The organism is Pontibacter sp. JAM-7 (genome assembly GCF_048548695.2).
Lineage (GTDB): Bacteria > Pseudomonadota > Gammaproteobacteria > Pseudomonadales > Balneatricaceae > Neptuniibacter.
The window spans coordinates 45,027-70,358 of record NZ_JBLYIF020000002.1 but is presented as its reverse complement, the minus strand read 5'-3'; the positions used below and the strand labels follow the sequence as shown (position 1 = coordinate 70,358).

The following is a 25,332-nucleotide window of genomic DNA, read 5'->3' as shown; positions in this document are numbered from 1 at the left end:
TAACATGAGTAAGAAACTGAAAGCCGTCATCATTGGCCCGGGTAATATCGGCACCGACCTGCTGATGAAAATGATGCGCTCTGATTGGGTAGAACCGGTCTGGATGGTGGGTATCGACCCTGAGTCCGAAGGCCTGAAGCGGGCCAAAGAGATGGGTTTGAAAACCTCCCATACCGGTGTTGATGGCATGCTGGAACAGGTCATTGCAGATGATATCCGCATCGCCTTTGATGCCACCTCGGCTTATGTTCATGCCGAGAACAGCCGCAAACTGAATGAACTGGGAGTCATTATGATTGACCTGACCCCAGCCGCGATCGGTCCTTTCTGTGTGCCACCGGTGAACCTGAAACAGCATGCCGAACAGCTGGAGATGAACGTCAACATGGTCACCTGTGGTGGCCAGGCCACCATCCCAATGGTGGCCGCTGTGTCCCAAGTCCAGGAAGTGGAATATGGCGAGATTGTTGCTACCGTTTCCTCCCGCTCGGTTGGCCCCGGCACTCGCCAGAACATCGATGAATTCACCCGCACCACCTCTGGCGCGGTGAAGCAAGTTGGCGGTGCCAAAGACGGCAAAGCGATTATTATCATCAACCCGGCTGAGCCTCCTCTGCTAATGCGCGACACCGTGCACTGCCTGACCAAAGACACCCCGGATCAGCAAGCGATTACCGAGTCCGTCCACAAGATGGTCGCAGAAGTCCAGAAATACGTCCCCGGCTACAAGCTGGTAAACGGCCCTATCTTTGATGGCAATCGCGTATCCGTGTTTATGGAAGTGGAAGGGCTGGGCGACTTCCTGCCTGCCTATGCTGGCAACCTGGACATCATGACAGCAGCCGGTTTACGTACCGCTGAGATGTTTGCTGAAGAAGCTGCCAATGGCGTTATCACCCTGCCGACCCGTGGTTAAGTGGAGGAACAGAATATGAATTTACAAGGTAAGAAAGTCACGCTCCACGACATGAGTCTGCGCGATGGCATGCATGCCAAACGTCACCAGCTGTCACTGGAGCAGATGGTCGCCGTGGCCACCGGCCTGGATGAAGCGGGTATGCCGCTGATCGAAGTCACCCACGGCGATGGTCTGGGCGGTGCATCTGTCAACTACGGCTTCCCGGCCCACACCGATGAGGAATACCTCAACGCGGTAGTGCCAAAAATGAAAAACGCCAAAATCTCTGCCCTGCTACTGCCGGGTATCGGTACCGTCGATCACCTGAAAATGGCGAAAGACTGCGGTGTAAACACCATCCGTGTTGCCACCCACTGCACCGAAGCGGATGTGTCCGAACAACACATCGGCATGGCGGCAAAAATGGAGATGGACACCGTTGGCTTCCTGATGATGGCGCACATGGTGTCTGCCGAGAAAGTGCTGGAACAAGCAAAACTGATGGAAAGCTATGGTGCTAACTGCATCTACTGCACCGATTCCGCCGGTTACATGCTGCCGGATGAAGTCACGGAAAAGATCAGTCTATTACGTGCTGAACTGAACCCTAACACCGAAATCGGTTTCCACGGCCACCACAACATGGGCATGGCTATTGCTAACTCACTGGCGGCGATGGCGGCCGGTGCCACCCGTATCGATGGTTCCGTTGCAGGCCTGGGTGCCGGTGCCGGTAATACACCACTGGAAGTCTTTGTTGCGGTACTGGATCGTATGGGTGCTGATCATGGCATCGATCTCTACAAGATCATGGATGTCGCAGAAGACATCGTTGTACCACTGATGGATCAGCCAATCCGGGTGGATCGTGATGCCCTGACCCTGGGCTATGCCGGGGTGTACAGCTCCTTCCTGTTGTTTGCCAAGCGCGCTGAAGCTAAATACGGCATTCAGGCCCGCGATATTCTGGTGGAACTGGGTAAACGTGGCACCGTGGGCGGCCAGGAAGACATGATTGAAGACTTGGCACTGACCATGGCCAAAGCACGAGGATTGATTTAATGACCAACCAACTCACCACAGAACAGATTCAGGCGCTGGCTGAGCATTGTGAAACAGCAGAGCTGGAAGCCTACGAAATTACCAAAATCACTGACGACTTCCCGGAGATGACCTATAAGGACGCCTTCGATATCCAGTGGGAGATCCGCCGCCGCAAGGAAGCTCGCGGTAACAAAATTGTCGGCATGAAGATGGGCCTGACCTCTTGGGCCAAGATGAAACAGATGGGGGTTGAACAACCCTGCTACGGTTTTCTGGCGGATTACTTTTCAGTGCCAGATGGTGGCGAGATCAAACATGATGAGCTGATCCATCCGAAGATTGAAGCGGAACTGGCATTTGTCACCAAGGCACCGCTGAAAGGCCCGGGCATTCATATTGGTGATGTACTGCGCGCTACCGACTTCGTAATGCCAGCCGTAGAAGTGATCGACTCACGCTACAAGGATTTCAAGTTCGACCTGAAAAGTGTGATTGCCGATAACTCCTCCTCCAGCCGCTTTATTGCTGGCGGCACCATGGCCAAACCACAGGATCTGGATCTGAAAAACCTGGGCGTGGTAATGGAAATCAATGGTGAAGTGGTGCAGCTGGGCGCCGGTGCGGCGGTGCTGGGTCACCCGGCATCCTCGGTGGCCATGCTGGCCAATATGCTGGGCGAACGGGGCGAAGAGATTCCGGCTGGCACCTTTATCATGATCGGTGCCATTACCGCGGCGGTTCAGGTCAACAAGGGTGACAGCTTCTGTGTACGTTATCAGGATCTGGGGACTGTCAGTGGCAAGTTCGTCTGACCACCCACAGGATCCGGCTGACAGCCGGGTCTGTACCCCGGGTGATGAAGGCCCGGTCACCGTCAGCATCTCGCGTCGGGTAAAACCCGGCCGGGAAGCTGAATATGAAGCCTGGATTTCAGGCGTTATTGATGCTGCAGGTGAATACCCGGGGCATCTTGGTACCAGCGTCCTGCGTCCCGGTCCGACCACTGACCATGAGTATGTCATCATCTACAGGTTTGACACCTATCAAAACTGTCAGCAGTGGGAACAGTCGACACTGCGCAAAACCTGGTTAGATAAACTGGCAGGATTGACGGAAGGCGCGGCAAAAACCCACCGCGGTACCGGTCTGGAATTCTGGTTTGATCTGCCGGAGCTTCCCGCCCACCAACCTCCATCACCGGCCAAAATGGCGCTGGTACTGATTGTCGTGGTATACGCCCTGATTATGGGTATACATGCCCTGCTGCAGCCCTGGCTGTCTGTGTTGCCCGCTTGGCTGCAGACCCTGTGCGTGGTGGCAGGTCAGGTAGTACTGATGACCTATGTGGTAATGCCAAGGGTGACGCGGTTACTGAAAAACTGGTTATTCAAACATTAACAAGCAGGAAAACATTATGCCCATCGCACAGATCAATCTGATTGAAGGCCGCAGTGATGAACAGAAAGAGCTGCTGATTCATGAAATGACTGAGGCAATTGTCCGTGCTCTGGATGCCCCTCGTGAAAGTGTTCGCGTCCTGATTAACGAGATGCCAAAACAGCATTTCGGTATTGCCGGACAATCAGCGAAAAAACTCGGGCGCTGACGCCCAGGCCCATCTAGCAAAAACTCTACACACGGAGAAATCTAGCAGGCTCCTCCGTCTTCACCCACCCGGTCCGCCGGGTGTTTTTTTCTGGCTATATCTATTACTCCTTATCAATTTGGGACTCGCTACCTGGTACGTTAATTAACATACTGTCAGTTTGCCATGCTCTTTATCTGATGATAACCATTGCCCTAGTGATGGGGATCACCATCACGAGGTAGTGACGCAGCACACACAAAAGCACTAATCATACTTATTGCTATGCCGGTTGTTTATGCAAGTCGCGGCACTGAGAGCCGCCTGAAAATTATCATAAGTACTACGCCTTAAAGCGCATTCACGAGCAATAGGCAAAAATTAGCGGCTTTTGGTTTTGCTCGCGGTCCCCCTCGCCTCGTACACTGAACACCTCTCCTCGATCTGAACCACACAAGGTAACTATGAAAACGATTGGTTATGCCGCCCATTCTGCCGACACAGAACTTGCACCCTACCATTTTGAGCGACGTAATCTGCGCGCCAATGATGTGTCTATAGAAATTCTCTACTGCGGAGTCTGTCACTCAGACTTGCATACAGTTAATGGTGACTGGGGACCACAGGACTACCCATTGGTACCAGGACACGAGATCGTCGGACGAGTGATAGACGTCGGTCAGGATGTCACCAAATATGCAGTGGGTGACCCTGTCGCCGTTGGTTGTATGGTGGACAGCTGCCAAGAATGCGACCAATGCCACAATGGTGAAGAGCAATACTGCCGCCATGGCATGACAGCCACTTATGGATCGCCCGATCGTATATCCGGTGAAACCACACAGGGTGGCTACGCAAAACATATTGTCGTGCGTGAGGGCTTCGTGCTTAAAGTACCGACCACACTGGATCTGGCGAAAGCGGCACCGATTCTGTGTGCGGGCATCACCACCTACTCTCCCCTGCGTACCTGGAATGTTGGTCCAGGCAGCCGTATAGGCGTTATTGGTTTGGGTGGTCTTGGCCATATGGCGGTAAAGCTGGCGGTTGCCATGGGGGCAACGGTTACCGTAATCAGTCGCTCTGCCAGCAAACAGAGATATGCCAAATCACTGGGCGCTCAAGACATCCTCGTCTCTACTGACACCACAACAATGGCACAGGCAGCTGCATCTTTTGATCTAATTATTGATACCGCACCAGTTAAACATGACCTGAACCCCTATACCCCCCTGCTGGATATAGATGGCTCTATCGTCATAGTCGGTCAGATCGGAGCGCTGGAAGAGCCACAGTCATTCCCGTTGGTATTTGGTCGGCGACGCATTGCAGGCTCCTTAATTGGCGGTATTGCAGAAACCCAGGAGGTGCTGAATTTTTGCGCTGAGCATAATATTTTGCCTGAGTGTGAAATGATCCGTATGGACCAGGTTAACGACGCTTATAAGCATCTTGAGCAAGGGGATGTTGCACACCGCTACGTCATTGATATGGCTTCACTTAATGCACAGTAGTACAGAATAAGATTCGCTACGGTTCACCCGGTCCGGGTGAACCGCACTGCTGATTATCAGCAGTAAATGAGGCCCGTGTTAGTGGTTAATCATTAAATGCCTGCGCCAGTAACCGGTAGCTTTCGCAGCGTTTGGCAAAACTCCAGGTCACCGCAACCACCATCACCTCATCTACACCATAAAAGGCAGCCTGTTGTTCCAGTTGCTCCCGGCACTGTTGCGGTGTTCCGGTTACCATCGAGTCGCAGGTCTCTGCAAAATACGCCTGGTCGGAAGGTGCCAGTTGTTTTACCCGGTCCAGGCAGTCTTTCGGACTGCGCAACCCTTCCCGGATACCATGGCGGAACGCCAGGGTTTTCCAGTAGGCATGGGATGCCGTCAGATAATGGGCTTCCTCAGCGGTCTCTGCACAGATCACGGCATTGGCGATAATCGCCTGAGGTTTATGCAGCGCTGAGCCATTGCGGGGCCGGAACTGCTGGTAATACTGCTGCACGAACTCGGCCGGGCGATGTTCGGTGCCGATAAACAAGGCCAGAACAAAACCCAGCCCCTGCTCCGCCGCCAGATTGATACTGCCGGCACCGGAACCCAGGGCCCACATCTGAGGTGGCTGCGCCCCTTCGGGGGTAGTTTTCAGGTCGGCAAAATAATCGTCCTCATGCAGATCGCCATGCAGAAAACCGATCAGTTGCTCAACCTGATCCGGGAAGTTTTCAACCCCACTGGGATAATTGGGGAACGCCAGCGCACGGCTGCTCAGTTCACTGCCCCCCGGAGCGCGGCCAAAACCCAGGTCGATCCGGCCGGGGAAAAAGGCACTCAGGGTACGGAACAGTTCGGCCACCCGGTAAGGGCTGTAATGGGACAACATGACCCCGCCACTACCAACGCGTATCTGTTTGGTCGCTGCGGCAATCCGGCTAATGACCAACTCCGGACAACTACTGGCATAGCTGGGTGTCGCATGATGTTCTGCAATCCAGTAACGATGATACCCAAGTTCATCCGCGATCTGCGCCAGCTGCACGGCATCATTCAGTGCTGCCGCCTGTGTTTTTCCCTGATGTACCGGAACCTGATCGACAATGCTGAGTTTCATCAGACCGCTTCCATTACTGCTGCTGCCGAAGCAATGGCATGATCCTGATCTGCCGAACCGCCGGAAATGCCTATCGCCCCCAGTGACTGACCGGCAACAAACACCGGGCAGCCGCCGGGAAACCCAATCAGACCACCGTTGGTTTCATGCATTCCGGTTAGATCCTCATCCCGCATCAACTGGCCAAAGTCACCGCTGGGCAGCGGAAATAACGCCGACGTTCGGGCTTTTTTGATTGCCACATCAATAGCACCCAGAAATGCACCGTCCATGCGCTGAAACATGTTCAGCTGCGCAGAGGCATCCACCACCGCAATACATACCCGTATATCCAGTTCCTTTGCCTTAGTGACTGCAGCCTGCAGAATACGTTGGGCCTGTTGTTCGTTCATGCGGTGTTCTCCATTTTTTTCAGTCGATATGCCAAGGTTGGACGACTGACGCCCAATGTACGGGCAGCCGATGATATATTGCCGCTGCCCTTTTGCATGGCGTATTCGATAAGGTGCTCTTCAATGGTTTCCAGGGAACCGGCTTCTTTTAGTGCCTGCTCGATCCAGCCAGGCGTAGTCTCGGTTTTATCCAACTCTGTGGCATCAATCAGCCGGCCGTCATCCGAGACAACCTGACTGGCACCAGAGTCAAAACTTGGGAATAAGGATTGGGCGCTGATGGATTCACCGTTATCGGTCAGTATCAGGCCACGTTCGATCAGGTTTTCCAGCTCCCGTACATTGCCAGGCCAACTGTATTCACGCATCGCCTTCTGGGCCATATCACTCAGGCCCGAGACGCGTTTTTTATAGTAGGCCTGATATTTTTCGAGAAAATGATCAATCAATACCGGAATATCTTCCTGACGTTGTCGCAATGGCGGTATCTGAATCGGATAGACATTGAGCCGGTAATACAGATCCGCCCGGAAACGGCCCTCTTTTATGGCTTCTTCCAGAGACTCGTTAGTCGCAGCAATAATCCGCACATCAATTTTACGGGTCTGGGTATCGCCCACCCGCTCCATCTCACCTTCCTGCAGCACCCGTAACAATGATGCCTGAGCTCTCGGGGACAGCTCGATGACTTCATCCAGAAAGATGGTACCAGTATGTGCCCGCTCAAATTTACCTTCACGACTTTGCATAGCCCCGGTATAAGCACCCTTGCAGACACCAAACAGTTCCGCTTCTATCAGATCGGGAGGAATAGCAGCACAGTTAACGGCAACGAAGGGATTATTATGCCGTTCACTGGCATTGTGGATGCCCTGTGCTACCAGCTCTTTGCCAACACCCGTTTCACCAAGCAACAATACACTGACATCGCCTTCCGCGGCGCGGGCAGCCATACTGCAGACGTGACGGTAACCGGCCGATTTCCCGCGCAGGTTACCCAAGGTTGGCGCTGAATCGACTTTGTGTCGCAACACCGATAACTGTGACTGCAACTCATACAACTCTTCAATAATGGGGCTGCTGACAAAATAGCGCCGATACTGAGCTGCATCGTCCCATGCCTCAGCAGGCCGCCCGACAAGATGACAAGCTGCATCGCCGCAGCCACGGCAACTGGTCTCTTTAAACAGGATTTCCTGACCGAGAATATTGCTGGTAAACGCACTGGCATGACCGACCAGACTCCAGCAGCCAGGCTCATCTATCTGTCCTAATTCACTGCGAAACATCTCTGCTTCATATGAATCGGCCAGGGCATACTCGGCAATAAACTCCTCTGGACTAGGCATGGAAAGGGTGTTTTTTTCTATCCGCACCATGCCTTTCAGACTATGCAGAGAAAAACCTGCCCGCAGCAGTTCAAGCGAGGAAGCCTCAGGATATAACCGCCGGGCTAGCAAGGCATCCTTCTGGCCAAGGCTGTAACCAAGCCGCATAAAGAAACCTTTAGCCCGTTCCAGGCCTACCGTCTCTATCTGCTCTTTACGGAAAGAGGCCAGAGCCGCCAACTGCAAAAGGATCATGCGTTGCTCGCCAAACCAGATGGTGCCGTCCCGTTTCTGAAACCGGATCTGATGGCTGAGGGATAACTCCGCTTCCTGCAGTGGCTGGCTCATTGGATACCTCTCTTATTTTTATCACTTAAGACATTGTATGAGATTTCATAATCAGAATTTAGTAGCCTAAGTGAGAATTTAAATCCCATATATGGAATTTATAATGAATTATCAAGATCTCTACTTGTTTGTGCGCATTATAGATAAAGGCAGTTTTAGTGCCGCTGCAGCCAGCCTGAATATGCCGACCTCAACCCTGAGTCGACGAGTGCAGCAGTTTGAGCAACAACTGGGCGTCAAACTGCTGCATCGTAATGCCCGCCAGATTTCATTAACTGAAGCCGGCCAGCAGTTTTATCGTCGTTGTCAGCCGCTGTTTGATGAATTGGATAACAGTCTGCAAGCAATAGAAGGTGAACTGTCATCACCCAGCGGGTCACTTAAGGTGACTGCACCGGTAGCGCTGGCAACCGAATTACTCGATGACTGGTTCTTTGAATTTATGCAACGATATCCCGGCATCCACTTACAACTGATTCTGGATAATCGGAATCTGGATCTACGTGAAGAGGGTATCGATGTCGCCTTCCGTATCGGTGATGTCACCATCAAAGACTGGGTCCGCCGACAACTGTTTGTATCGCAGTTTCATCTCTGCGCCAGTCCGGCTTTTATTACGCAGTTTGGTAGCCCTACTCATCCGGATCAATTGGCTGACTTCCCGTTGATTGTGACCGCTAGGACACCCAATTGGCAGTTTCAGGGAACCGGAGGAGAGTTTGTTCAGCTGACGCCACAGGGCCACCTACAGGTGGATGAACTGCGCACCGCGACCAAAGCCGTTATACAGGGCATAGGTATTGGTAACCTGCCGCACTACATCATTAAATCTCAGCTCGAAGCCAGGGAACTGGTCCCGGTAATGACTGATTGGCAACCCCAGGGACGCGAGATACAACTACTCTACCCTCACCGCACCTATATGCCCATGAAGGTAAAATTACTGGTAGATTTTATGATCGACAAGATTCGTCAGTCGGGACTTTGAGGGGAGAAAAACGCTCGGTTTGGCGCAACCACTGCGCCAGTTGTTCACGGCTATCAATATCCAATTCAGCCGCAGGGAGTGGGCAACGGACAACTGCAAGCGGACTATTGGTTAATATATTTTTTGCCCCCTGATCTCCAGTCAACTGCATAAGTTGCTGAAACAGAGGCCGGGGAAAGATTGCCGGCACACCGGGCTGATTTGCATATTCACTGCACACAATATTGCCCCCGTTAAACAAGTCTGTCAGCTGCAGAAGGTCATTGCTCCCCAGTTGCACCTGATCCGCCAGCATGACCAAAATAGCCTCATAGTCATCGGCCAGCTCAGCGACACCCAGGGCTAAAGAACAGCCCATGCCCTTGGACCATTGCGGATTAAACAATAATGGGACTTCTGTTATCTGCCCGGCGTGTTGCGCGTGGTTGATCTGTTGATGCCAAGCGCCAGTGACAACAAACACCTCGCCGGGACAGACAGCTTCAGCCGTCATAATCGTCCGCTGCAACAGGGGTAAACCCTTCACGTCAGCCAGCAGCTTACAACCATCGAAGCGGGCACTTTTACCTGCGGCCAGGATCAGGGCTGCCATTTTCATTAGTAGGCCAACACTCCGCTAATAGAGTGGCCGGTCCCCTGCTCCAACATTGCCTGACACTCTGCCAGTACCGAGAGGGCAATGGTTTCCGGTAATTGTCCGCCTAAATAGAGCCCTGCCGGTCCAGCCAACGGCGAGCGCAGTTGCACACCTGCCAGGCCTGCTCTTTCCAGTACGTCATGACGTCGGCTCACCGGCCCCAGCAACGCTAGATAAGAGAGTGGATAGTCAGCCAACATGCGCAATACTTCCGCATCCATGCCAATATTGTGCGTCATCAAAATTGCAGCGTGAACATGCTGACAGCGAACGTAATCAATCAATTCACTTGCTGGACAGCTCAGCAGCGTATCCGCCTGTCTGAAATATTCAGGACGACCATTCGCCGGCCGAGGGTCCCATACCGATATACGCCAGCCCAATTGATGGCCCAACGCAGCCATGGGTCTGGCATCAATGCCGCCGCCAACAATCAAAAAATGTGGTGGTGGGGCAACCGGTGTTTTCAGCCAACTGCCTTCGCTATTAATGTGCAGCTCGCCCTGTTGCCTGCGGTATACGGAACTGACTTTTGCAGCAGGATGGAAGCGGGCCCGGGTGAGGCCGCTTTGATCAGGAATCCATTGATAATAGTCACCCTGCCCCTGCTGCCGCAGGCAGAGATAGACATCACCCAATGACAGATAATCATTATCCTTGTGCAGCGGTTGCAGCAGAATATACACCGTGCCACCGCAACCGATACCCAATTGAAATGAGATATCATCCTCGTCGGTGCCATCGTAGGTCAGGGTTATTGATTTGCCGGACAAGCTGACTTTTCTGGCATGGTGATGAATGTCCGACTCCAGACAGCCGCCGCTGAGCATACCGAACTGCTGGCCTTCGCTGCCAAACAGCATCATGGCCCCCGCTTTGCGATAGGCTGGCCCCTCGGTGCGATACACCGTGCCCAATACCCATCTGCAACTATCTCGTTGCGGATACCAGGCATTGAGCATACCCATGAGTTGATTAGACATTTTAGCTAACCTCTGGGCCTACATGGTCAACGTTTCTGGCTTGATGGGCAGCCGGTAGAAACGTTTACCCGTGGCCGCTGACAGTGCATTGGCCACCGCCGGGGCAATGGGCGGTACTCCCGGCTCACCGACGCCGGTAGGGGGTTCTGTTGACGGCACAATATGCACCTCAACCTCTGGCATCTGATTGATCCTGAGTACCTGATAGTTGTGGAAGTTGGTCTCTGTTACTTTACCCTTTTGCAACGTAATCTCACTGTTGATCACCGGGCCAAGACCAAACCCTATACCCCCTTCCATCTGCGCCTTGATTACATCCGGGTTCACTGGCACGCCGCAGTCGACCGCACAAACCACGCGTTCAACTTTATATTGTCCATTGGCTTGCACAGACACTGCTGCTACCTGTGCAACATAGGTGGAAAATGACTCATGCACGGCAATTCCGCGTCCCCAACCCTTCGGTAGCGGAGCACCCCAGTTGGCTTTTTCTGCCGCCAGTTTAAGCACACCCTGCCATCGTGGATGTTTTGCCAATAGCTGCATTCTGAAATCAACGGGATCCTTGCCAGCCTGGCTGGCTAACAGGTCGATAAAGGTTTCCACCACAAACGCGGTATGAGAGTGCCCCACCGAGCGCCACCACTGTACGGTTACCTGTTTCTGGGTAGTGGTAAGTTCGACCTTAAGATTGGGGATCGCATATGGCATGGTCGCGACACCTTCAACGGAGGTACTATCGATACCATCCTTAATCAGGAATGCCTCAAATGGCGAACCTTCAACCACAGACTGACCCACGATGTGGTGTTGCCAGGCTGCTATATTGCCCTCTGCATCCAATCCGCCGCGCAAGCGATGCACATACATCGGACGATACTTTCCTGCCAGGGTGTCATCTTCCCGGCTCCAGATCATTTTGACCGCAGTGCCCGGACGCTGCTCTGCAATACTGACCGCTTCCAGCAGATAATCAGATGTTGAATCGGCACGGCGGCCAAAACTGCCACCGGCATACAGCATATTGAGTTTCACCTGATCGGGCTGGATGCCCAGTTGCTTGGCAATGGCCATCTGGTCGGCGGTGTGAAGCTGCTCACCATTCCAGATTTCACAGCCGTCTTTGGTTACCCTGGCTACACAGTTGAGCGGCTCCATTGCCGCATGGGCCAGAAACGGCAATACATAACTGGCGGCAACCTGTTGTGTAGCGCCAGACAGGCCAGCATCGATATCACCATCATTGCGCGCCACCAGGCCGTCTTGTTCTGACAGGGCAAGGTATTCTGCTTCCAGTTCGGCACTGCCCTGCGTAAAAGCGTTGGTTTCGTCCCACTCTATCTGCAACAGGTCACGGGCTTTTTTACCGCACCAGTAATCACTAGCCAGTACCGCAATGCCCTGCGGAATCTGCACAACATCAACAACACCATCCGCAGCCAGAGCGTTACTGGCGTCAAAGCTTTTTACTGTGGCACCAAACCGTGGCGGATGCGCCACTACAGCAGTCAGCATCCCGTCTAGCTGAATATCCTGAGTGAAGATCGCGGTACCATCGGTTTTACCAACATCCTTGCGCGTCACCCGTTTGCCGATATAGATAAACTCAGACGGATCTTTCAGCTTAATCGACTCACTGTCCGGGATCGGCAGGTTTGCTGCCGCTGCGGCGAAATCACCAAATACCCCTTGCTTACTACTGGCTGCGTGACTGATTACCCCTCGATCCACAACAATTTCCGTCACTGGCACCTGCCATTGATTGGCAGCGGCCTGCACCAGCATTGCTTTAGCCGTCGCACCCGCAGTTCGCATCTGCATAAAGGCGTTGGCAATGGCAGAACTACCGCCGGTGCCCTGGAACTCGCCCCACAGTAGGTTGTTAAAGCGTTTGGGATCGGCGGGCGCCGGTATTGGATTGATCTGCTCCCAAGCAGCATCCAGCTCTTCTGCTACCAACGAGGCCAAGCCGGTAAACGTACCTTGGCCCATTTCAAGGTGCTTCATAAGCACATTAACCTGGCTGTCGCTACCGATCTGCAGAAAGGCATTCGGGGTAAACTCACCCGCTGCATTGAGATGACGGGAGGCAGGCGTAGCCGCCGCCAGAGCATTCGGGGTGGAAAAGCCAAGCGTTAGACCAGCACCCATACCCCCCATCAGTTTCAAAAAGTCACGGCGGTTAGTGTGCAACAATGGCTGCTCTTGAAAATACATACGACGCATTGAAAATTCCTCTTATCCGGCTTAACCAATCAGTTCAGCAGCATGTTTGATGGCACTGCGAATACGGACATACGTATTGCAACGACAAATATTGCCCGACATGGCCGCATCAATCGCGGCGTCATCCGGTTGAGGTGTTTTTTCCAGCAACGCGATCGCTGACATAATCTGACCAGACTGACAGTAACCACACTGGGGAACCTGATGGTCGTTCCAGGCAGTCTGGACCGCCTGCGCCACCGGCGAGTCCAGCCCCTCAATTGTGGTGATCTTTTTGCCTTCAGCAAGCTGAGCCGGCGTAGAGCAAGAGCGAACCGGCTGGCCATCCAGATGCACCGTACAGGCACCACACATCGCCATGCCGCAACCAAATTTAGTACCTGTCATCTTCAGGCCATCGCGGATCACCCATAGCAAAGGCGTATCTGGTGTAACATCAACTGTTTGATCAACACCATTAATGTTTAACGTCACCGGCATAATTAACTCCCTATCTATGTCTGGCGCAGGGTAAGAGCAAAGAAAAATAATTCAGATTAAAATAGTGGCTCTAAAACCCCTGTACCGTTATCGCGATCATCCTTTTTGTTTGCATAAAACTCCGCACGTTTTCGATTTATCTGTTCCAGAAGTTGTACTAATGACATAATTCTCTGCATATACCACCGCCTATGCTGGAGATATTTAATGCTGCTTCGGTCGCACCTGGCACAATCCATCGCCACCTTCGCGGCAGAAGAAGGTGTCAACATCACCAGCATCGAAGGCCTTCGCCTGTACCGTGCCAAAAAGGATGTGCCGCGCAAACCGGTGGTCTACAAACCCTCCATCTGCGCAGTAATCCAGGGACATAAACAGGTGTTTCTGGGTGATCAGAGTTTTACCTATGATCCCAATCATTACCTGATCAACTCTCTCACCCTTCCCATCGAGGCAGAGGTCAACGACACCTCACCGGAACACCCCTATTTGGGACTCAGTCTGGAAGTGGAACCGAATCTTGTCAGCCAGTTGATCTTGCAGATGGAGGACTTTCCCGCCATTGATAACCAAAACCACAGTGCAGACATTCTGGCATCAGCACCATTGACAGATCGGCTCATCAACGGACTGGATCGACTAGTAAAGCTGCTGAACAACCCTATGGATTATCAGATTCTGGGGGAAAGCATTAAGCGGGAAATTTTCTATGAGGTGTTGAAAGGACCACATGGTGCGCTATTGCGTAACTGTGTTACCAACCATGGCGGTGCGGTGCGTATTGCATCGGTCATCCATTATCTGGAAGAGAACTTTCATCAATCGCTGGATATCAACACCATTGCCGGGGTGGCACAGATGAGCCCTTCTGTACTGCACGAACAGTTCAAAAACTATACCTCGTTTTCGCCAATGCAGTTTGTGAAGAACCTGCGCCTGCATCAGGCTCGCAGCCTGCTCTGCAGTGGCACCAATGCCAGTGATGCCTGCTACCGGGTGGGTTATAACAGCCCCTCGCAGTTCAGTCGTGAATTCAAGCGACTGTTTGGCCACTCACCGCGTGAGATTCAGCATTTTCTGGACTAACTAAGCGGTTCACCCGGTGAACGTGGGCCTGAATGCTGGTTCAGTCCGGTTTGGTAAATTTCAACGTCATACGGTCACTTTCACCAATCGCCAGGAAACGCTCTCGGCCCTTTTCGCCACCGCGTAAAGTCGGCGGCAAGCTCCATACCCCGTTGGGGTGCAGCGTGTTATCTGCTGAATTGGCATTAACTTCACTCTGTGCCTGCAGTGTAAAACCCGCCTTTTCAGCGACGCTGATAACAAATGAAGTATGCATATAACCACTGGATTCCATATCAGCGGCAGGTCGGGATTCCGGCAGGCGATGTTCTACAACACCCAGCACCCCCCCCGGTTTCAGTGCAGCATAAAATGCCTTAAACGCTGCCAATACTCTTGTTTCACCGCCGCCACGCATATACCAGTTATGCACATTACGAAACGTCAGTACCATGTCGACACTGGCCTTTGGCGCAATATCAACATATTGCGGTGGATTAAAAGTGGTTACCTCTACCGCACTGTAGTGGAGCGGGTCAGCCGCCAGCTTATCGATAAAGTGCTGCCGGGCATTGCGGTAAAACGCAGCCGAAGAATCAGCATTAAACTGTGCAGCATAAAACTGTCCGCTGTGCTTTAGATACGGTGCCAGGATTTCGCTGTACCAGCCTTGACTACCCGGCCATATTTCAACGACAGTTTGCGCCGGTTGCAGGCCAAAAAAAGTCAGAGTTTCGTTGGGATGCCGATATTGATCACGCTCGCTGGACACGCCTCTGTGCTCACTGGCGAGCACGCCTGCCAAGGTGGCTTGGTCAGCCAACACAGGTGCTGACTGCAACGCCAGGATACAGATTGCAGACGATAGCGTACGCGCCAATAGTCCTGTTGATAGTGTGTTATTTAGCACCTTAGGTATTCCTCTATTACGCTGGTGTAAGAGTGTTTTACGAACCTTTAAATCGACCTAACAGTTTGTTTGAACTGAATATATGAGATTATAGACTGTGTCTTCCCTCCATCAGATCAACACACTGACAAAACGCTTATGCCGAAAAGCCGCTGGTTATCACTCGCTTTAATGTTGCTCTCACCGCTATCTGTGGCGGAGGAGATCTATATTGCGGTAGCAGCCAATTTTGCCGCACCAATGAAAGCAATCGCCTGGCAGTATGAGCAGCAAACCGGGCATCAGGTTCATCTTTCTTTTGGCGCATCCGGTAAATTCTATGCCCAGCTGTTGCAGGGTGCACCGTTCCATCTGTTTTTGTCAGCCGATCAGGAGAAACCTGCCGCTCTGGAGCAGCAAGGGCTGACCGTTGCAGGCTCGCGTTTCACTTATGCCGTGGGAAGCCTGGCATTATGGACTCCCCGCACGGGCATGACACTGAATGCGGATACGCTGAAAACAACAAACTTCAACCACCTGGCATTGGCTAACCCCAAGCTGGCCCCCTATGGTGCCGCTGCTATCCTGACGATGGAACACCATAATCTGATTACGGCAACTCAGAATCGCTGGGTTATGGGTGAAAATATTGCCCAGACTTATCAGTTTGTCAGTACCGGCAATGCCGATTTTGGTTTTGTCGCCATGTCACAGATTTTTTATCAAGGTCAACTCAAGACAGGTTCTGCCTGGATTGTGCCAACAAACCTATACCCCCCCATTCGTCAGGATGCGGTATTATTAAAACACGCTGCAGATTCAGTCGCGGCTATTGGCTTTCTTGACTTTATGCGCAGTAAAAGCGCAACGCACCTGATGCAACAGTATGGTTACAGCACTCCGGAGTAACAGCCTGACATGACCCTTACGGCAGCGGACTTAGCAACCCTGTGGTTAACCTGCAAACTGGCGATCACAGTAACGCTGATCTTGCTGCTTATCGGTACCCCGTTGGCCTGGTGGTTATCGCAGTCCCGCTCCTGGCTAAAAGCCCCTGTCAGTGCAATTGTCAGTCTGCCACTGGTATTACCTCCTACAGTGATTGGTTTTTATTTATTGTTAGCCATGGGACCGCAGGGCTGGATTGGTGAACTGACCCAACAGCTTGGCCTGGGTACCCTGCCCTTCACCTTCTGGGGGTTGGTGGTCGGCTCAGTTATCTATTCCATGCCGTTTGTCGTACAACCCATTCAAAATGCCATGGAAGCAATGGGGCAGCGGCCTATGGAAGTCGCCGCGACCTTACGGGCCAGCCCCTGGGATCGTTTTTTTACCGTGGTATTACCACTGGCCAGACCCGGCTTCCTCACCGCCAGCGTACTTGGCTTTGCTCATACCATTGGCGAATTCGGTGTGGTGCTGATGTTGGGCGGCAATATACCCAATCAGACCCGGGTGGTTTCAGTGCAGATTTATGACCATGTCGAAGCAATCAATTACCCGCAAGCACATAGCCTTGCCGGGCTGATGGTACTGACTTCATTCCTGATCTTACTGGCACTTTATCTGTTACAGCGGCGCTATGGCCGAGCCACCATGACTTCAGGGTTAAGCCAATGACAGCCGAGCGCATCTCACTGGCATTGCAGCTACAACGTGACGCATTCAAGCTCGACGTTAATCTGTCACTCCCGGGCCAGGGTATCAGTGTGATTTTCGGTCCCTCGGGTTGTGGTAAAACGACCCTGCTACGCTGCATCGCAGGGCTGGAAACCAGCGCCCAAGGGCAGGTGCAGATGAAGTCACAGCAGTGGCAGGATACTGCTCACTTTATGCCTGTACACCAACGCCCGCTGGGATACGTGTTTCAGGAAGCCAGCCTGCTGCCCCACCTTTCAGCAGAAAAAAACCTGCGCTATGCATTCAAACGTAGCGCCAAACAGCAGAGTGGCCTGTGGCCTAGAGTTATTCAGCTGCTAGCGTTAGAGCCTTTGCTGTGCCGAATGCCCGCTCAGCTTTCTGGCGGGGAACGTCAACGGGTGGCTATTGGTCGCGCCTTGCTTACCCAACCCGACCTATTACTGATGGATGAACCCCTGTCCTCACTGGATCTGCCGCTGAAACAGGAGATTCTGCCCTATCTCGAGCAACTTCAGGCAGAGTTTAATCTGCCGGTTATTTATGTCACCCATGCCATGGATGAAGTCGCACGCCTGGCGGACTATCTGGTGGTCATGGATCAAGGCAAGGTCAAGGCGCAGGGGCCGCTTGCTGACATTCTGAGTCAGCCAGAACACAGCCGCTATTTTGGCGAAGAAACGGGAGTGGTTATTCCTGCCAACATCAAACGACGAGAGCCTGAATGGCACCTGATGCAAGCCGAGTTTTCCGGTGGTCGAATCTGGATGGCCGATACCGGACAAGCCTTAGGTGAAGCCGTACGATTAAGAATTCTGGCGCGTGATGTCAGCTTGAGCTGCACTGCCGAACATAGCAGTACCATTCAAAACCGGGTGGAAGTAGAACTGGTTGAGATCAACCCGACTCAGGACCCTGCCACGGCGCTCATCACTCTGGCATGCGGTGATAGCCAGCTGCTGGCACGCATTACACACCGAGCCATTGCAGGGCTCGGACTAGAGCCCGGCCAGAGACTGTGGGCACAGATAAAGTCAGCCGCACTGGCCTACTAAAACTATATTTTTCAAGTATATAGATTATTTTTTTAATGTAATTTAATGACTAATTTACACATGCTTTAATCGCGCATTATCCTATTCATGGCATGTATACCGAGTCATAGTAGCCCTGCAAACTCAGGGTAATGGTGACCGGCTGCTGGCTACGATTTTCCCAGTACCAACCATGCTCTCCGGCAAAACTTGCCTGAAACACGCCCTGTGCATCACTCCAGTTATCTTCTAACCAATAACGGGTGAAATCATTGGCAGCAGCGCCCGGTTTTTGACCATGCATATCAAAATGCACCATACCGCCTTCGGCGTGCCACTGATAGATAAAGCCATCACCCGGCTGCATAATCGCTTTCAATTCAGCGCCCTGCCCCGGCATCAGAACCAGCTGATTGCGATCTTCACGCCAGCTATTAACAACCGGCATATGCAGTTCAATTGCAGTCGCTGTAACCGGCTCAGATTCAGCATCTGTAGTTTGATTTAACGCCAGCATGCCCAATCTTTCACCCATGCCAGTTGGGTCCACCCCGTATTCCGCTGGTAATATTGCGACCACTAACAGGGTGGCAGCAACGCCTGCAGCGGCGATGGTACTGAACACCAGCTGACGGAAAGATGGCAGCTGTTTATTGAGATCCGTAATATCGTGCATAACAACCTCACAAAGTGAGCGAATAACCGGTTAACTGATAACCTACCAACATAAACCCGGCAGTCAGTAGTAACATATTGGCGGCATAGGCGTGGCGGATAAATGCTGGGCGTTTACGCCAGAAATCCATCAGTAGGACAATCCAGACTAACGCCAGTAGCTGGCCAATCTCGACGCCGGTATTAAAGGCCACCAGATTCCATAACAGTCCATCTGCCGGCAATTGAAAGTCCTGAAGTTTGGTTGCCAAGCCAAAACCATGGAATAGACCAAAAAACAGTACCGCAGCTTTCTGATTAGGCGACACCCCAAACCAACGCTGAAACGCCCCCAGGTTATCCAGCGCTTTATACGCCACAGACAAACCAATAATGGCATCGATCAAATAGGCGTTTAGCGAAATATTGGCGAGCACCCCAGTCAACAGGGTGAGGCTGTGCCCCAACGCAAACAACGTGACATAGATACCAACATCGCGCAGGCGGTAGAGGAAAAATACCACCCCAGCCAGAAACAGCAGGTGATCATACCCCGTCACCATATGCTTGGCCCCGAGGTAGATAAAGGGCATCACCGCTATGCCATCAACAGACTGCAGATACTGAGCATCACTGCCTGCCACTCCATGGGCATAAACCTGCCCGACTGATAGCAGACAAAAGATGACGAATAGGCCAGGTAGCCAGATTCTGGGAACAATATTCAATGAACAAACCGCCATTACAGGTACATTTACTGGTGACTGGACATACGCTCTACGTGTTGTCAGCAGACTTGGATGGGGTTGGAGCTAAATTGTGTATCAAAGCAAAAAACTGTACCTGATTTCCATGCCAGCATAAAGGCAACTTCTGCCGCAAACATTTACGCTGTTTCGCTTGCGACTATCGGCGCAGACGAGGCTCAACCAGAGTGCCTTTCTGATAGGCATCACTCTGCCTGTATTCACTGGGCGTCATGCCACTCCATTTTTTAAAAGAACGGAAAAACGCTGATGGTTCCCTGAAGCCCATCAATTCGGCTATGTCATTCAGACTCAGCTGAGGCGCATTCAGATAGGATATTGCCGTTCTTAAGCGGCTCTCATCTTTGATCTGCTGATACGAACTCTGCTCTTGCAACAGACGCCGCCGCAGGGTTGAAGTGGACATATGCAATCGCGTAGCCACCTCTTCTATGCTGGGTATCGCACCTTGCTGGGATTTTGCCAACAGCGCGGTTACCCGTGATTGCAGCGAACTGTCCTGAGCGACTCTGGCGAACAATGGATAGGGGGCCGTTTTAAGAAAAGTACGCAGAGAGGCTTCAGTCTGGACTAACGGCAAGTCAAGAAACCGGGCCGGAAACACCAGGGCATTATCATGCTGCGCGAAGTGAATACTGGCCTGAAATAATACGCCGTATTCTTCACTATCATGCGGTCGGTCAAAGCTAAAATAAACTGCCTTAAGTGACACCGGATAATCGACTAACCAGCAGATAAAACTGTGCCACATGGCCAACGAGTTACGAATGGTTACCGGTGCCGCTTTACTCAGTAGCTCCTGCAGTGGTTGTTCGGCCACTTCAACGGCAGCAAAACTTAGGTGAGCATAACGCCCCTGCCGCACCAATTTCGGTTTTACCTGCACCCCCCTGCAGATGTCATGAAAGGCACTGGCGCGGTAGATCGCCTTTTCCAGAGTTGCGCAGTGCAAGATGGCATGGCACATCATGCGAAATGTGCCCAGCGGCACTTTGCCTCCGCTGAGCATGCCAAAAAATTCATCCTGAGCCAGGTACATTACGCGCTGATACAGATCGCCAAACTGAGCAGCGGGTAGGCGTTGTTTGCGCTCCAGCGTGGCTAAATCCAGACCCGCCTCGGCCAATAACTGCTGCGTATCTATACCCTGCTGCGCAACCTGCTCCAGCAGTTGCCGGACAAAGCTAACCGGGACAGAAAAACGTCGCGACATATACTGCCTCACAACTTACACAGTAATAGGACACCGGGCATATCCGGCTACCCAATACTCTAGTTGTGAATAAAGATGTTAGCGAATTACAGACAATTTAACGCAACATAAAAGACGGCATGTAAATAACAATATGACTATAAACTCATGTTTTTATGTATTTTATTTTTACCACCAAAGTAATTAATTAATTCAGCCGATTTTTATGTCACTGAAAAAACATTAAATCCGTTCGATCAATGTTGCGACCCCCTGCCCCATGCCGACGCATAATGTAGCCACACCCAAGGTGGCATCTTTCGCCTCCATAAGATTTAACAGCGTCGTACAGATCCGGGTGCCACTACAGCCCAAGGGGTGCCCTAAAGCAATCGCCCCGCCGTTCAGATTGACCTTGGCATCATACTGGTCCTGTAACTGTAATTGTTGTAATACCGCCAAGACCTGTACAGCAAAGGCTTCATTGATCTCCAGCAGCTCAATCTGGTTCAAGGCCAGTCCAGTCTGTTGTAATAATTTCTGTACCGCAAATACCGGCCCAAGGCCCATCACTGCCGGATCACAGCCGGCAACAGCCATGCCAGCAACCCGTGCCCGAGGTTTCAGGCTCAGCGCATCTGCCTTGGCGGCACTCATCAGCAGCATGGCGCTGGCACCATCCGACATCGCTGAAGCATTACCTGCAGTGACACTGCCATGTTTCGGCATAAAGGCCGGCGGCAGGTGTCCCAAAGCGGCCAAATTGGCATCGCTACGGATTACCTCATCTTGCTGCAGCAAACAGAGAAAACCCTCTTCATTATGCGCCTCAATTGGGGCAATCTCGCCCTGCCATAACCCCTGCTCCTGCGCAGCATAAGCGCGCTGGTGTGATCTAAGGGCAAAACGGTCTTGTTCTTCGCGGCTGATCTGATGCATTTTGGCAAGCATCTCGGCGGTAACCCCCATCATCATCGAGGCCTTGGCAGTCTGGTGGGCCAGCGCGGGGTTAATGTCGATACCGTGAGTCATGGGAACATGCCCCATATGCTCTACCCCACCAACCAGATATTGATGACCACAACCGGATTGAATTGCCTGTACTGCGCTATGCAGTGCGGTCATGGAAGAGCCACATAAACGGTTCACCGTCTGCGCCGGTATCGTGGCCGGTAAACCCGCAATCAAGGCCGCCATACGCGCAATATTAAAACCCTGTTCAAGGGTCTGATTAACACAGCCCCAGATAACGTCATCAGTTTCAACAGCTTTCACTTCAGGCTGGCGAACAAGCAGTTGCTGCATCAGGTGAGCTGACAGATTCTCCGCACGAACATATTTGAAAGCGCCCGCTTTGGAGCGCGCCATTGGTGTCCGCAGGGCATCAACAATCACCGCATCAGTTGGCTGTAATTTCATGACCGCACCTCAGCTGTAGGAAAAAAGCACCTGCCCTCAGCGGCCATCTGCTGCAAACCTGGCGGTGGCCGGTATAACTCACCCCAAGTTGAAAGCGCTGCTGCCTGGTCGCAGATTTTTTTCGCGCCCAACGTATCGATGGTGTGTAGCGGTCCACCACGAAATGGTGGGTACCCCAATCCCATCACCACGGCCATGTCGGCTTCCACCGGACTGGTGACTACCCGCTCTTCCAGGCAACGCACCGTTTCCAGTAGTAGCGGTAACATCAGGCAAGATACGATCTGATCATCGCTAATGCTGATTGCCTGACCGTCAGAAGTCGGCAACAGTGCTGTCAGATCAGGATCCGGCGCAACCTGTCTGTGGCCTTTTTTATCCACCCCATGACGGTAGAAACCCACGCCATTTTTCTCACCAAGCCGCTCTTGCTGATACAAGCGGTCAATTACACTGTCGCTGAACGCCATCCGCTCCGGATAACCTGCTGCCATAATATGACCGGCATGACTGGCTGTATCGAGACCTACGGCATCCAGCAGTGCTGCTGGCCCCATTGGCCAGCCATAAGCATGCATGACTTTATCGATATGATACGGCGACACACCCTGCCGCAGCAGTTGCTCAAACCCCAGTAAATACGCCATAAGAATGCGATTAACCAGAAATCCCGGGCAGTCGTTGACCACCACCGGAGTTTTGCCGATTGCCAAGGCAAATTGCACCGCCTGGCTGACACAATGATCACTGGTTTGCGGCCCTCGTATCACCTCAACCAATGGCATACGATGTACTGGATTAAAAAAATGCAAGCCGCAGAAACGGTCAGGCCGCTGCAGTGATTTAGCCAACAGGCCAATCGACAGGGTTGACGTATTCGTCGTCAGAATCGTCTGATCCCCCAGACGCGGTTCAACATCTGCCAGTACCTGTTGCTTAATCGCCAGCTTTTCGGTGACAGCTTCGACCACCACATCCAGCTGTCTAAAACCGGCAAATCCCTGGGTAGGCGTAATGCGATGCAGAGTATCGATCATGGCAACCGGTGACATGCGGCCACGTTCAACCCGGCGGCGCAGTCGGCTGTCAGCTGTTGCTAACCCGGTGTTTAATGCTTTGACAGAAATATCGCGTAACAATACAGACACCCCCTTCAGCGCCGCCTGGCAGGCAATCCCACCGCCCATGATACCGGCCCCCAGAACAGCGGCTTGAGTGGTCGAGGACTCCGAGATGATGTAACGCCCTGTGAGCTTACGTAACAAGTGTTCTTTTACGAACAGGCTAATCAACGCTGCGCTGACCTCGCCCTGAGCCAGTGGGATAAAACCCTGCTGCTCAACTTGCTGCGCGGCATCGCGTGGCATAAGCGCATGCTGCTGCATAGTCATCAGTGCTGCCAGAGGTGCCGGATAGTGCCGGCCCGCCTTTTTTTTCACCAATGCTTTAGCCGATTCGAACGCCATTAATTGCTCAGCCGCAGGCAAAGCGATTGATTGTTGTTTCCGCTGGCGCCGAGGTTGAGAGTTCAGTTCTCCTGCGGCGCAGCGCTGTAACAGGTCAACACCTGCCTCCTCCAACCGGTCAGCAGCGACAATCGCATCGGCGGCACCCTGAGCTAGCGCCTCGGCTGCAGTTTTCTCCTCGCCACCACAGATCCAGTCATTGGCATTATCGATACCAATCAACCGCGGCAGACGCACGGTCCCCCCCCAAGCGGGATACAACCCCAGTTTCACCTCAGGTAAGCCAACCCTGGCATTGGCTGCCATCACCCGGAAATCGGTCGCCAGTGCCAGTTCAAATCCACCACCAAGGGCCAGACCAGAGATGGCAGATACGGTAGGACAAGGCAGGTCTTCAAGCCGGTTGAATAACTGATTCATTTGCACCAGTAACTCGCTGACGCGCTCTGCTGGCAACGCAAAAACTTGACTGAATTCAGCGATATCCGCGCCAACGATGAAGGCGGGTTTGCCACTGATAATTAACAGACCAGAGAGCGTTTTGCTGCTTTCCAGCAGATCCAGCACCGCTTCAAGCTCGGCTAAAGCTCGCTGGCTGAGTTTATTCAGCGCCTGCGTTTGGTCATCAATACACAACCGGTATAGCCCGGCAGGCTGTTCGGATAACTGAAGGACCTGACCCTGATAAAGCATGCTGCGGATACCTCCAAGTTGTTCCGTTTAAGTTTAGTGCCTAAGTCAGCGAAACACCCGGATGGGGAGATAAGATAACAGCGTTGATAAAGAGAGTATTTTTGATAGGCACGCTACAGCCCAACCGCTTACCCGATCAACAGACCAAGGCGTGGGTGTTAAACCCTAGACTCGCTGATAAGCCTAGTTGAGGGCATTAGCCGGCAAAATGACATTTAGCTGCGCAATTGATAACAAAAACAATCAGCGGTTGCGGCGCCAGAAACGGTTATTGCGGATCGACATAATCACACCATCCGGCGTAATCTCATCCAGTGTTAACTGGCGATCAACCTGGTCACCTTCACGATAGGTCGTGTTATTGATTCTGACCAGGCGGGAAGCGGGGCTCTCTGAGTAGATATGCACGCTGATCGCCAGATCAGGCAATGAGCGTTGCAGGTCGGATGATAACTGCCGCTGGTGCGGTATACCCTGATAGGGGTCTGGCTTAGGCGTGGGTTGTGGCCGACTTGGCGTTGTTTTGGCCAGCGATCGCGGGGTCTGATCCTGTACAAGATCTGTGTGTTGTTGCGATGCTGCTGGACCGGGCTGCTCAGTTGGTTGTTCGTTGATAGCCATCGGCGCGGCTTCTGCCGGTGCCAGATCGAGCTGCACCCCTTTCAGTTGCTCCAGGGTTTGTTCATTACTGTTCGCCTTAACGGGTTCCAGCTTTGCGGTATCAACCGGCGCTGCTGCCTGAGTCGGTTCAGCAACAGCCTCTAGAGTTGCAGGTTTAAGACCCTGCTGTGGAAACTGCGGTATGCCAAACCAGAGCACAGCCGCCAACAGCACAATAACCATGGCCCAGAATAGCAAGCGTCCAACACCCGTATTACGGGCTGGTGGATGGACGAAAACCGGCGGTTCAGGCTGTGTCTGCAGATCTGGCGTACTCCCTTTGAGCCGATCCTGATCAGAGCGTTTTAAGGCATCCAGAATATAAGACAT

The 25,332-nt window shown here is 52.6% G+C and carries 25 protein-coding genes; 11 read left to right on the top strand and 14 right to left on the bottom strand.

Annotated elements, in window-relative coordinates:
• Positions 1-4 precede the first annotated feature (4 nt).
• From ACFVYJ_RS02555 to ACFVYJ_RS02530, 6 genes are all read left to right on the top strand, one after another.
• A complete protein-coding gene (locus ACFVYJ_RS02555) occupies positions 5-916 on the top strand; it encodes an acetaldehyde dehydrogenase (acetylating) (protein ID WP_419415466.1) in 912 nt (303 codons plus the stop codon).
• Positions 917-931: 15 nt separating this feature from the next.
• Positions 932-1,960, top strand: coding sequence for a 4-hydroxy-2-oxovalerate aldolase (gene dmpG, locus ACFVYJ_RS02550; protein WP_419415467.1), 1,029 nt, complete (start codon positions 932-934; stop codon positions 1,958-1,960).
• Positions 1,960-2,754 carry a 2-oxo-3-hexenedioate decarboxylase gene (gene dmpH / locus ACFVYJ_RS02545; RefSeq protein WP_419415468.1) on the top strand — a complete coding sequence of 265 codons (795 nt, stop codon included), beginning with the start codon at positions 1,960-1,962 and terminating at the stop codon, positions 2,752-2,754. Before dmpG ends, dmpH begins: the two co-directional genes overlap by 1 nt.
• Positions 2,738-3,340, top strand: coding sequence for an antibiotic biosynthesis monooxygenase (locus ACFVYJ_RS02540; RefSeq protein ID WP_419415469.1), 603 nt, complete (start codon positions 2,738-2,740; stop codon positions 3,338-3,340). The genes dmpH and ACFVYJ_RS02540 overlap by 17 nt, the downstream gene beginning before the upstream one ends.
• A 16-nt stretch (positions 3,341-3,356) precedes the next feature.
• Entirely contained in the window at positions 3,357-3,548 is a 192-nt protein-coding gene (locus tag ACFVYJ_RS02535; protein ID WP_419415470.1) for a 4-oxalocrotonate tautomerase, read from the top strand.
• 443 nt (positions 3,549-3,991) lie between these two features.
• A complete protein-coding gene (locus ACFVYJ_RS02530) occupies positions 3,992-5,041 on the top strand; it encodes an NAD(P)-dependent alcohol dehydrogenase (RefSeq protein ID WP_419415471.1) in 1,050 nt (349 codons plus the stop codon).
• A gap of 85 nt (positions 5,042-5,126) precedes the next feature.
• On the opposite strand, the gene ACFVYJ_RS02525 is transcribed toward ACFVYJ_RS02530, so the two are convergent.
• Genes ACFVYJ_RS02525 through ACFVYJ_RS02515 form a run of 3 tightly spaced genes read right to left on the bottom strand, consistent with a single transcriptional unit; the run spans position 5,127 to position 8,211 of the window.
• Positions 5,127-6,143 carry an LLM class flavin-dependent oxidoreductase gene (locus tag ACFVYJ_RS02525; RefSeq protein WP_419415472.1) on the bottom strand — a complete coding sequence of 339 codons (1,017 nt, stop codon included), beginning with the start codon at positions 6,141-6,143 and terminating at the stop codon, positions 5,127-5,129.
• On the bottom strand, positions 6,143-6,535 hold the full coding sequence (locus ACFVYJ_RS02520; protein ID WP_419415473.1) for a GlcG/HbpS family heme-binding protein: 393 nt from the start codon (positions 6,533-6,535) through the stop codon (positions 6,143-6,145). The genes ACFVYJ_RS02525 and ACFVYJ_RS02520 overlap by 1 nt, the downstream gene beginning before the upstream one ends.
• Positions 6,532-8,211: a sigma 54-interacting transcriptional regulator gene (locus ACFVYJ_RS02515; protein ID WP_419415474.1), complete on the bottom strand. Its 1,680-nt coding sequence runs from the start codon at positions 8,209-8,211 to the stop codon at positions 6,532-6,534. Before ACFVYJ_RS02515 ends, ACFVYJ_RS02520 begins: the two co-directional genes overlap by 4 nt.
• Positions 8,212-8,314: 103 nt before the next feature.
• Between ACFVYJ_RS02515 and ACFVYJ_RS02510 the strand changes: the two genes are divergently transcribed.
• Positions 8,315-9,199 (top strand): LysR family transcriptional regulator, encoded by an 885-nt coding sequence (locus tag ACFVYJ_RS02510; RefSeq protein ID WP_419415475.1) that lies wholly within the window; start codon positions 8,315-8,317, stop codon positions 9,197-9,199.
• Here ACFVYJ_RS02510 and ACFVYJ_RS02505 read toward each other — a convergent pair.
• The 4 genes from ACFVYJ_RS02505 to ACFVYJ_RS02490 are packed head-to-tail and all read right to left on the bottom strand — an operon-like array spanning position 9,165 to position 13,528.
• Positions 9,165-9,797 (bottom strand): nucleotidyltransferase family protein, encoded by a 633-nt coding sequence (locus ACFVYJ_RS02505; protein ID WP_419415476.1) that lies wholly within the window; start codon positions 9,795-9,797, stop codon positions 9,165-9,167. The genes ACFVYJ_RS02510 and ACFVYJ_RS02505 overlap by 35 nt on opposite strands.
• A complete protein-coding gene (locus ACFVYJ_RS02500) occupies positions 9,797-10,819 on the bottom strand; it encodes an XdhC family protein (RefSeq protein WP_419415477.1) in 1,023 nt (340 codons plus the stop codon). Before ACFVYJ_RS02500 ends, ACFVYJ_RS02505 begins: the two co-directional genes overlap by 1 nt.
• Before the next feature lie 18 nt (positions 10,820-10,837).
• Entirely contained in the window at positions 10,838-13,045 is a 2,208-nt protein-coding gene (locus ACFVYJ_RS02495) for a xanthine dehydrogenase family protein molybdopterin-binding subunit (RefSeq protein WP_419415478.1), read from the bottom strand.
• A gap of 21 nt (positions 13,046-13,066) precedes the next feature.
• Positions 13,067-13,528 carry a (2Fe-2S)-binding protein gene (locus ACFVYJ_RS02490; RefSeq protein ID WP_463254958.1) on the bottom strand — a complete coding sequence of 154 codons (462 nt, stop codon included), beginning with the start codon at positions 13,526-13,528 and terminating at the stop codon, positions 13,067-13,069.
• Between the two features lie 204 nt (positions 13,529-13,732).
• Here ACFVYJ_RS02490 and ACFVYJ_RS02485 point away from each other — a divergent pair, with 204 nt between their 5' ends.
• Positions 13,733-14,611, top strand: a complete 879-nt coding sequence (locus tag ACFVYJ_RS02485; protein WP_419415480.1) for an AraC family transcriptional regulator — start codon at positions 13,733-13,735, stop codon at positions 14,609-14,611.
• Between the two features lie 40 nt (positions 14,612-14,651).
• On the opposite strand, the gene ACFVYJ_RS02480 is transcribed toward ACFVYJ_RS02485, so the two are convergent.
• Positions 14,652-15,500 carry a class I SAM-dependent methyltransferase gene (locus ACFVYJ_RS02480; RefSeq protein WP_419415481.1) on the bottom strand — a complete coding sequence of 283 codons (849 nt, stop codon included), beginning with the start codon at positions 15,498-15,500 and terminating at the stop codon, positions 14,652-14,654.
• Positions 15,501-15,638: 138 nt separating this feature from the next.
• Here ACFVYJ_RS02480 and modA point away from each other — a divergent pair, with 138 nt between their 5' ends.
• From modA to modC, 3 genes are read left to right on the top strand one after another with little or no spacing between them, the layout of a single operon-like run.
• Complete coding sequence (gene modA / locus ACFVYJ_RS02475; RefSeq protein ID WP_419415482.1) at positions 15,639-16,388, top strand: molybdate ABC transporter substrate-binding protein; 750 nt, start codon at positions 15,639-15,641, stop codon at positions 16,386-16,388.
• A gap of 9 nt (positions 16,389-16,397) precedes the next feature.
• Positions 16,398-17,099, top strand: coding sequence for a molybdate ABC transporter permease subunit (gene modB / locus ACFVYJ_RS02470; protein ID WP_419415483.1), 702 nt, complete (start codon positions 16,398-16,400; stop codon positions 17,097-17,099).
• Positions 17,096-18,172 carry a molybdenum ABC transporter ATP-binding protein gene (gene modC, locus ACFVYJ_RS02465; RefSeq protein ID WP_419415484.1) on the top strand — a complete coding sequence of 359 codons (1,077 nt, stop codon included), beginning with the start codon at positions 17,096-17,098 and terminating at the stop codon, positions 18,170-18,172. The genes modB and modC overlap by 4 nt, the downstream gene beginning before the upstream one ends.
• Before the next feature lie 85 nt (positions 18,173-18,257).
• Here modC and ACFVYJ_RS02460 read toward each other — a convergent pair whose 3' ends face one another.
• The 6 genes from ACFVYJ_RS02460 to ACFVYJ_RS02435 all read right to left on the bottom strand — a co-directional run bounded on the left by ACFVYJ_RS02460 (position 18,258) and on the right by ACFVYJ_RS02435 (position 25,332).
• Complete coding sequence (locus ACFVYJ_RS02460; protein ID WP_419415485.1) at positions 18,258-18,827, bottom strand: hypothetical protein; 570 nt, start codon at positions 18,825-18,827, stop codon at positions 18,258-18,260.
• 7 nt (positions 18,828-18,834) lie between these two features.
• The gene (locus ACFVYJ_RS02455; protein ID WP_419415486.1) at positions 18,835-19,548 is read right to left on the bottom strand and encodes a HupE/UreJ family protein; all 714 of its coding nucleotides are present in this window, start codon (positions 19,546-19,548) and stop codon (positions 18,835-18,837) included.
• A 163-nt stretch (positions 19,549-19,711) separates the two neighbouring features.
• Entirely contained in the window at positions 19,712-20,785 is a 1,074-nt protein-coding gene (locus tag ACFVYJ_RS02450; protein ID WP_419415487.1) for an AraC family transcriptional regulator, read from the bottom strand.
• Positions 20,786-21,007: 222 nt separating this feature from the next.
• Complete coding sequence (gene fadA / locus ACFVYJ_RS02445) at positions 21,008-22,183, bottom strand: acetyl-CoA C-acyltransferase FadA (protein WP_419415488.1); 1,176 nt, start codon at positions 22,181-22,183, stop codon at positions 21,008-21,010.
• Positions 22,180-24,342: a fatty acid oxidation complex subunit alpha FadB gene (gene fadB / locus ACFVYJ_RS02440; protein WP_419415489.1), complete on the bottom strand. Its 2,163-nt coding sequence runs from the start codon at positions 24,340-24,342 to the stop codon at positions 22,180-22,182. Before fadB ends, fadA begins: the two co-directional genes overlap by 4 nt.
• Before the next feature lie 243 nt (positions 24,343-24,585).
• Positions 24,586-25,332 (bottom strand): general secretion pathway protein GspB, encoded by a 747-nt coding sequence (locus ACFVYJ_RS02435; protein WP_419415490.1) that lies wholly within the window; start codon positions 25,330-25,332, stop codon positions 24,586-24,588.

Coding starts and splice junctions, on each gene's coding strand:
- ACFVYJ_RS02460 (WP_419415485.1), bottom strand. CDS start 18,827: ATGCACGATATTACGGATCTCAATAAACAGCTGCCATCTTTCCGTCAG.
- fadB (WP_419415489.1), bottom strand. CDS start 24,342: ATGCTTTATCAGGGTCAGGTCCTTCAGTTATCCGAACAGCCTGCCGGG.
- fadA (WP_419415488.1), bottom strand. CDS start 22,183: ATGAAATTACAGCCAACTGATGCGGTGATTGTTGATGCCCTGCGGACA.
- ACFVYJ_RS02485 (WP_419415480.1), top strand. CDS start 13,733: ATGCTGCTTCGGTCGCACCTGGCACAATCCATCGCCACCTTCGCGGCA.
- ACFVYJ_RS02495 (WP_419415478.1), bottom strand. CDS start 13,045: ATGCGTCGTATGTATTTTCAAGAGCAGCCATTGTTGCACACTAACCGC.
- ACFVYJ_RS02450 (WP_419415487.1), bottom strand. CDS start 20,785: ATGTCGCGACGTTTTTCTGTCCCGGTTAGCTTTGTCCGGCAACTGCTG.
- modC (WP_419415484.1), top strand. CDS start 17,096: ATGACAGCCGAGCGCATCTCACTGGCATTGCAGCTACAACGTGACGCA.
- ACFVYJ_RS02555 (WP_419415466.1), top strand. CDS start 5: ATGAGTAAGAAACTGAAAGCCGTCATCATTGGCCCGGGTAATATCGGC.
- ACFVYJ_RS02455 (WP_419415486.1), bottom strand. CDS start 19,548: ATGGCGGTTTGTTCATTGAATATTGTTCCCAGAATCTGGCTACCTGGC.
- ACFVYJ_RS02525 (WP_419415472.1), bottom strand. CDS start 6,143: ATGAAACTCAGCATTGTCGATCAGGTTCCGGTACATCAGGGAAAAACA.
- ACFVYJ_RS02520 (WP_419415473.1), bottom strand. CDS start 6,535: ATGAACGAACAACAGGCCCAACGTATTCTGCAGGCTGCAGTCACTAAG.
- ACFVYJ_RS02530 (WP_419415471.1), top strand. CDS start 3,992: ATGAAAACGATTGGTTATGCCGCCCATTCTGCCGACACAGAACTTGCA.
- ACFVYJ_RS02535 (WP_419415470.1), top strand. CDS start 3,357: ATGCCCATCGCACAGATCAATCTGATTGAAGGCCGCAGTGATGAACAG.
- modB (WP_419415483.1), top strand. CDS start 16,398: ATGACCCTTACGGCAGCGGACTTAGCAACCCTGTGGTTAACCTGCAAA.
- ACFVYJ_RS02510 (WP_419415475.1), top strand. CDS start 8,315: ATGAATTATCAAGATCTCTACTTGTTTGTGCGCATTATAGATAAAGGC.
- dmpG (WP_419415467.1), top strand. CDS start 932: ATGAATTTACAAGGTAAGAAAGTCACGCTCCACGACATGAGTCTGCGC.
- ACFVYJ_RS02435 (WP_419415490.1), bottom strand. CDS start 25,332: ATGTCTTATATTCTGGATGCCTTAAAACGCTCTGATCAGGATCGGCTC.
- ACFVYJ_RS02500 (WP_419415477.1), bottom strand. CDS start 10,819: ATGTCTAATCAACTCATGGGTATGCTCAATGCCTGGTATCCGCAACGA.
- ACFVYJ_RS02515 (WP_419415474.1), bottom strand. CDS start 8,211: ATGAGCCAGCCACTGCAGGAAGCGGAGTTATCCCTCAGCCATCAGATC.
- dmpH (WP_419415468.1), top strand. CDS start 1,960: ATGACCAACCAACTCACCACAGAACAGATTCAGGCGCTGGCTGAGCAT.
- ACFVYJ_RS02505 (WP_419415476.1), bottom strand. CDS start 9,797: ATGAAAATGGCAGCCCTGATCCTGGCCGCAGGTAAAAGTGCCCGCTTC.
- modA (WP_419415482.1), top strand. CDS start 15,639: ATGCCGAAAAGCCGCTGGTTATCACTCGCTTTAATGTTGCTCTCACCG.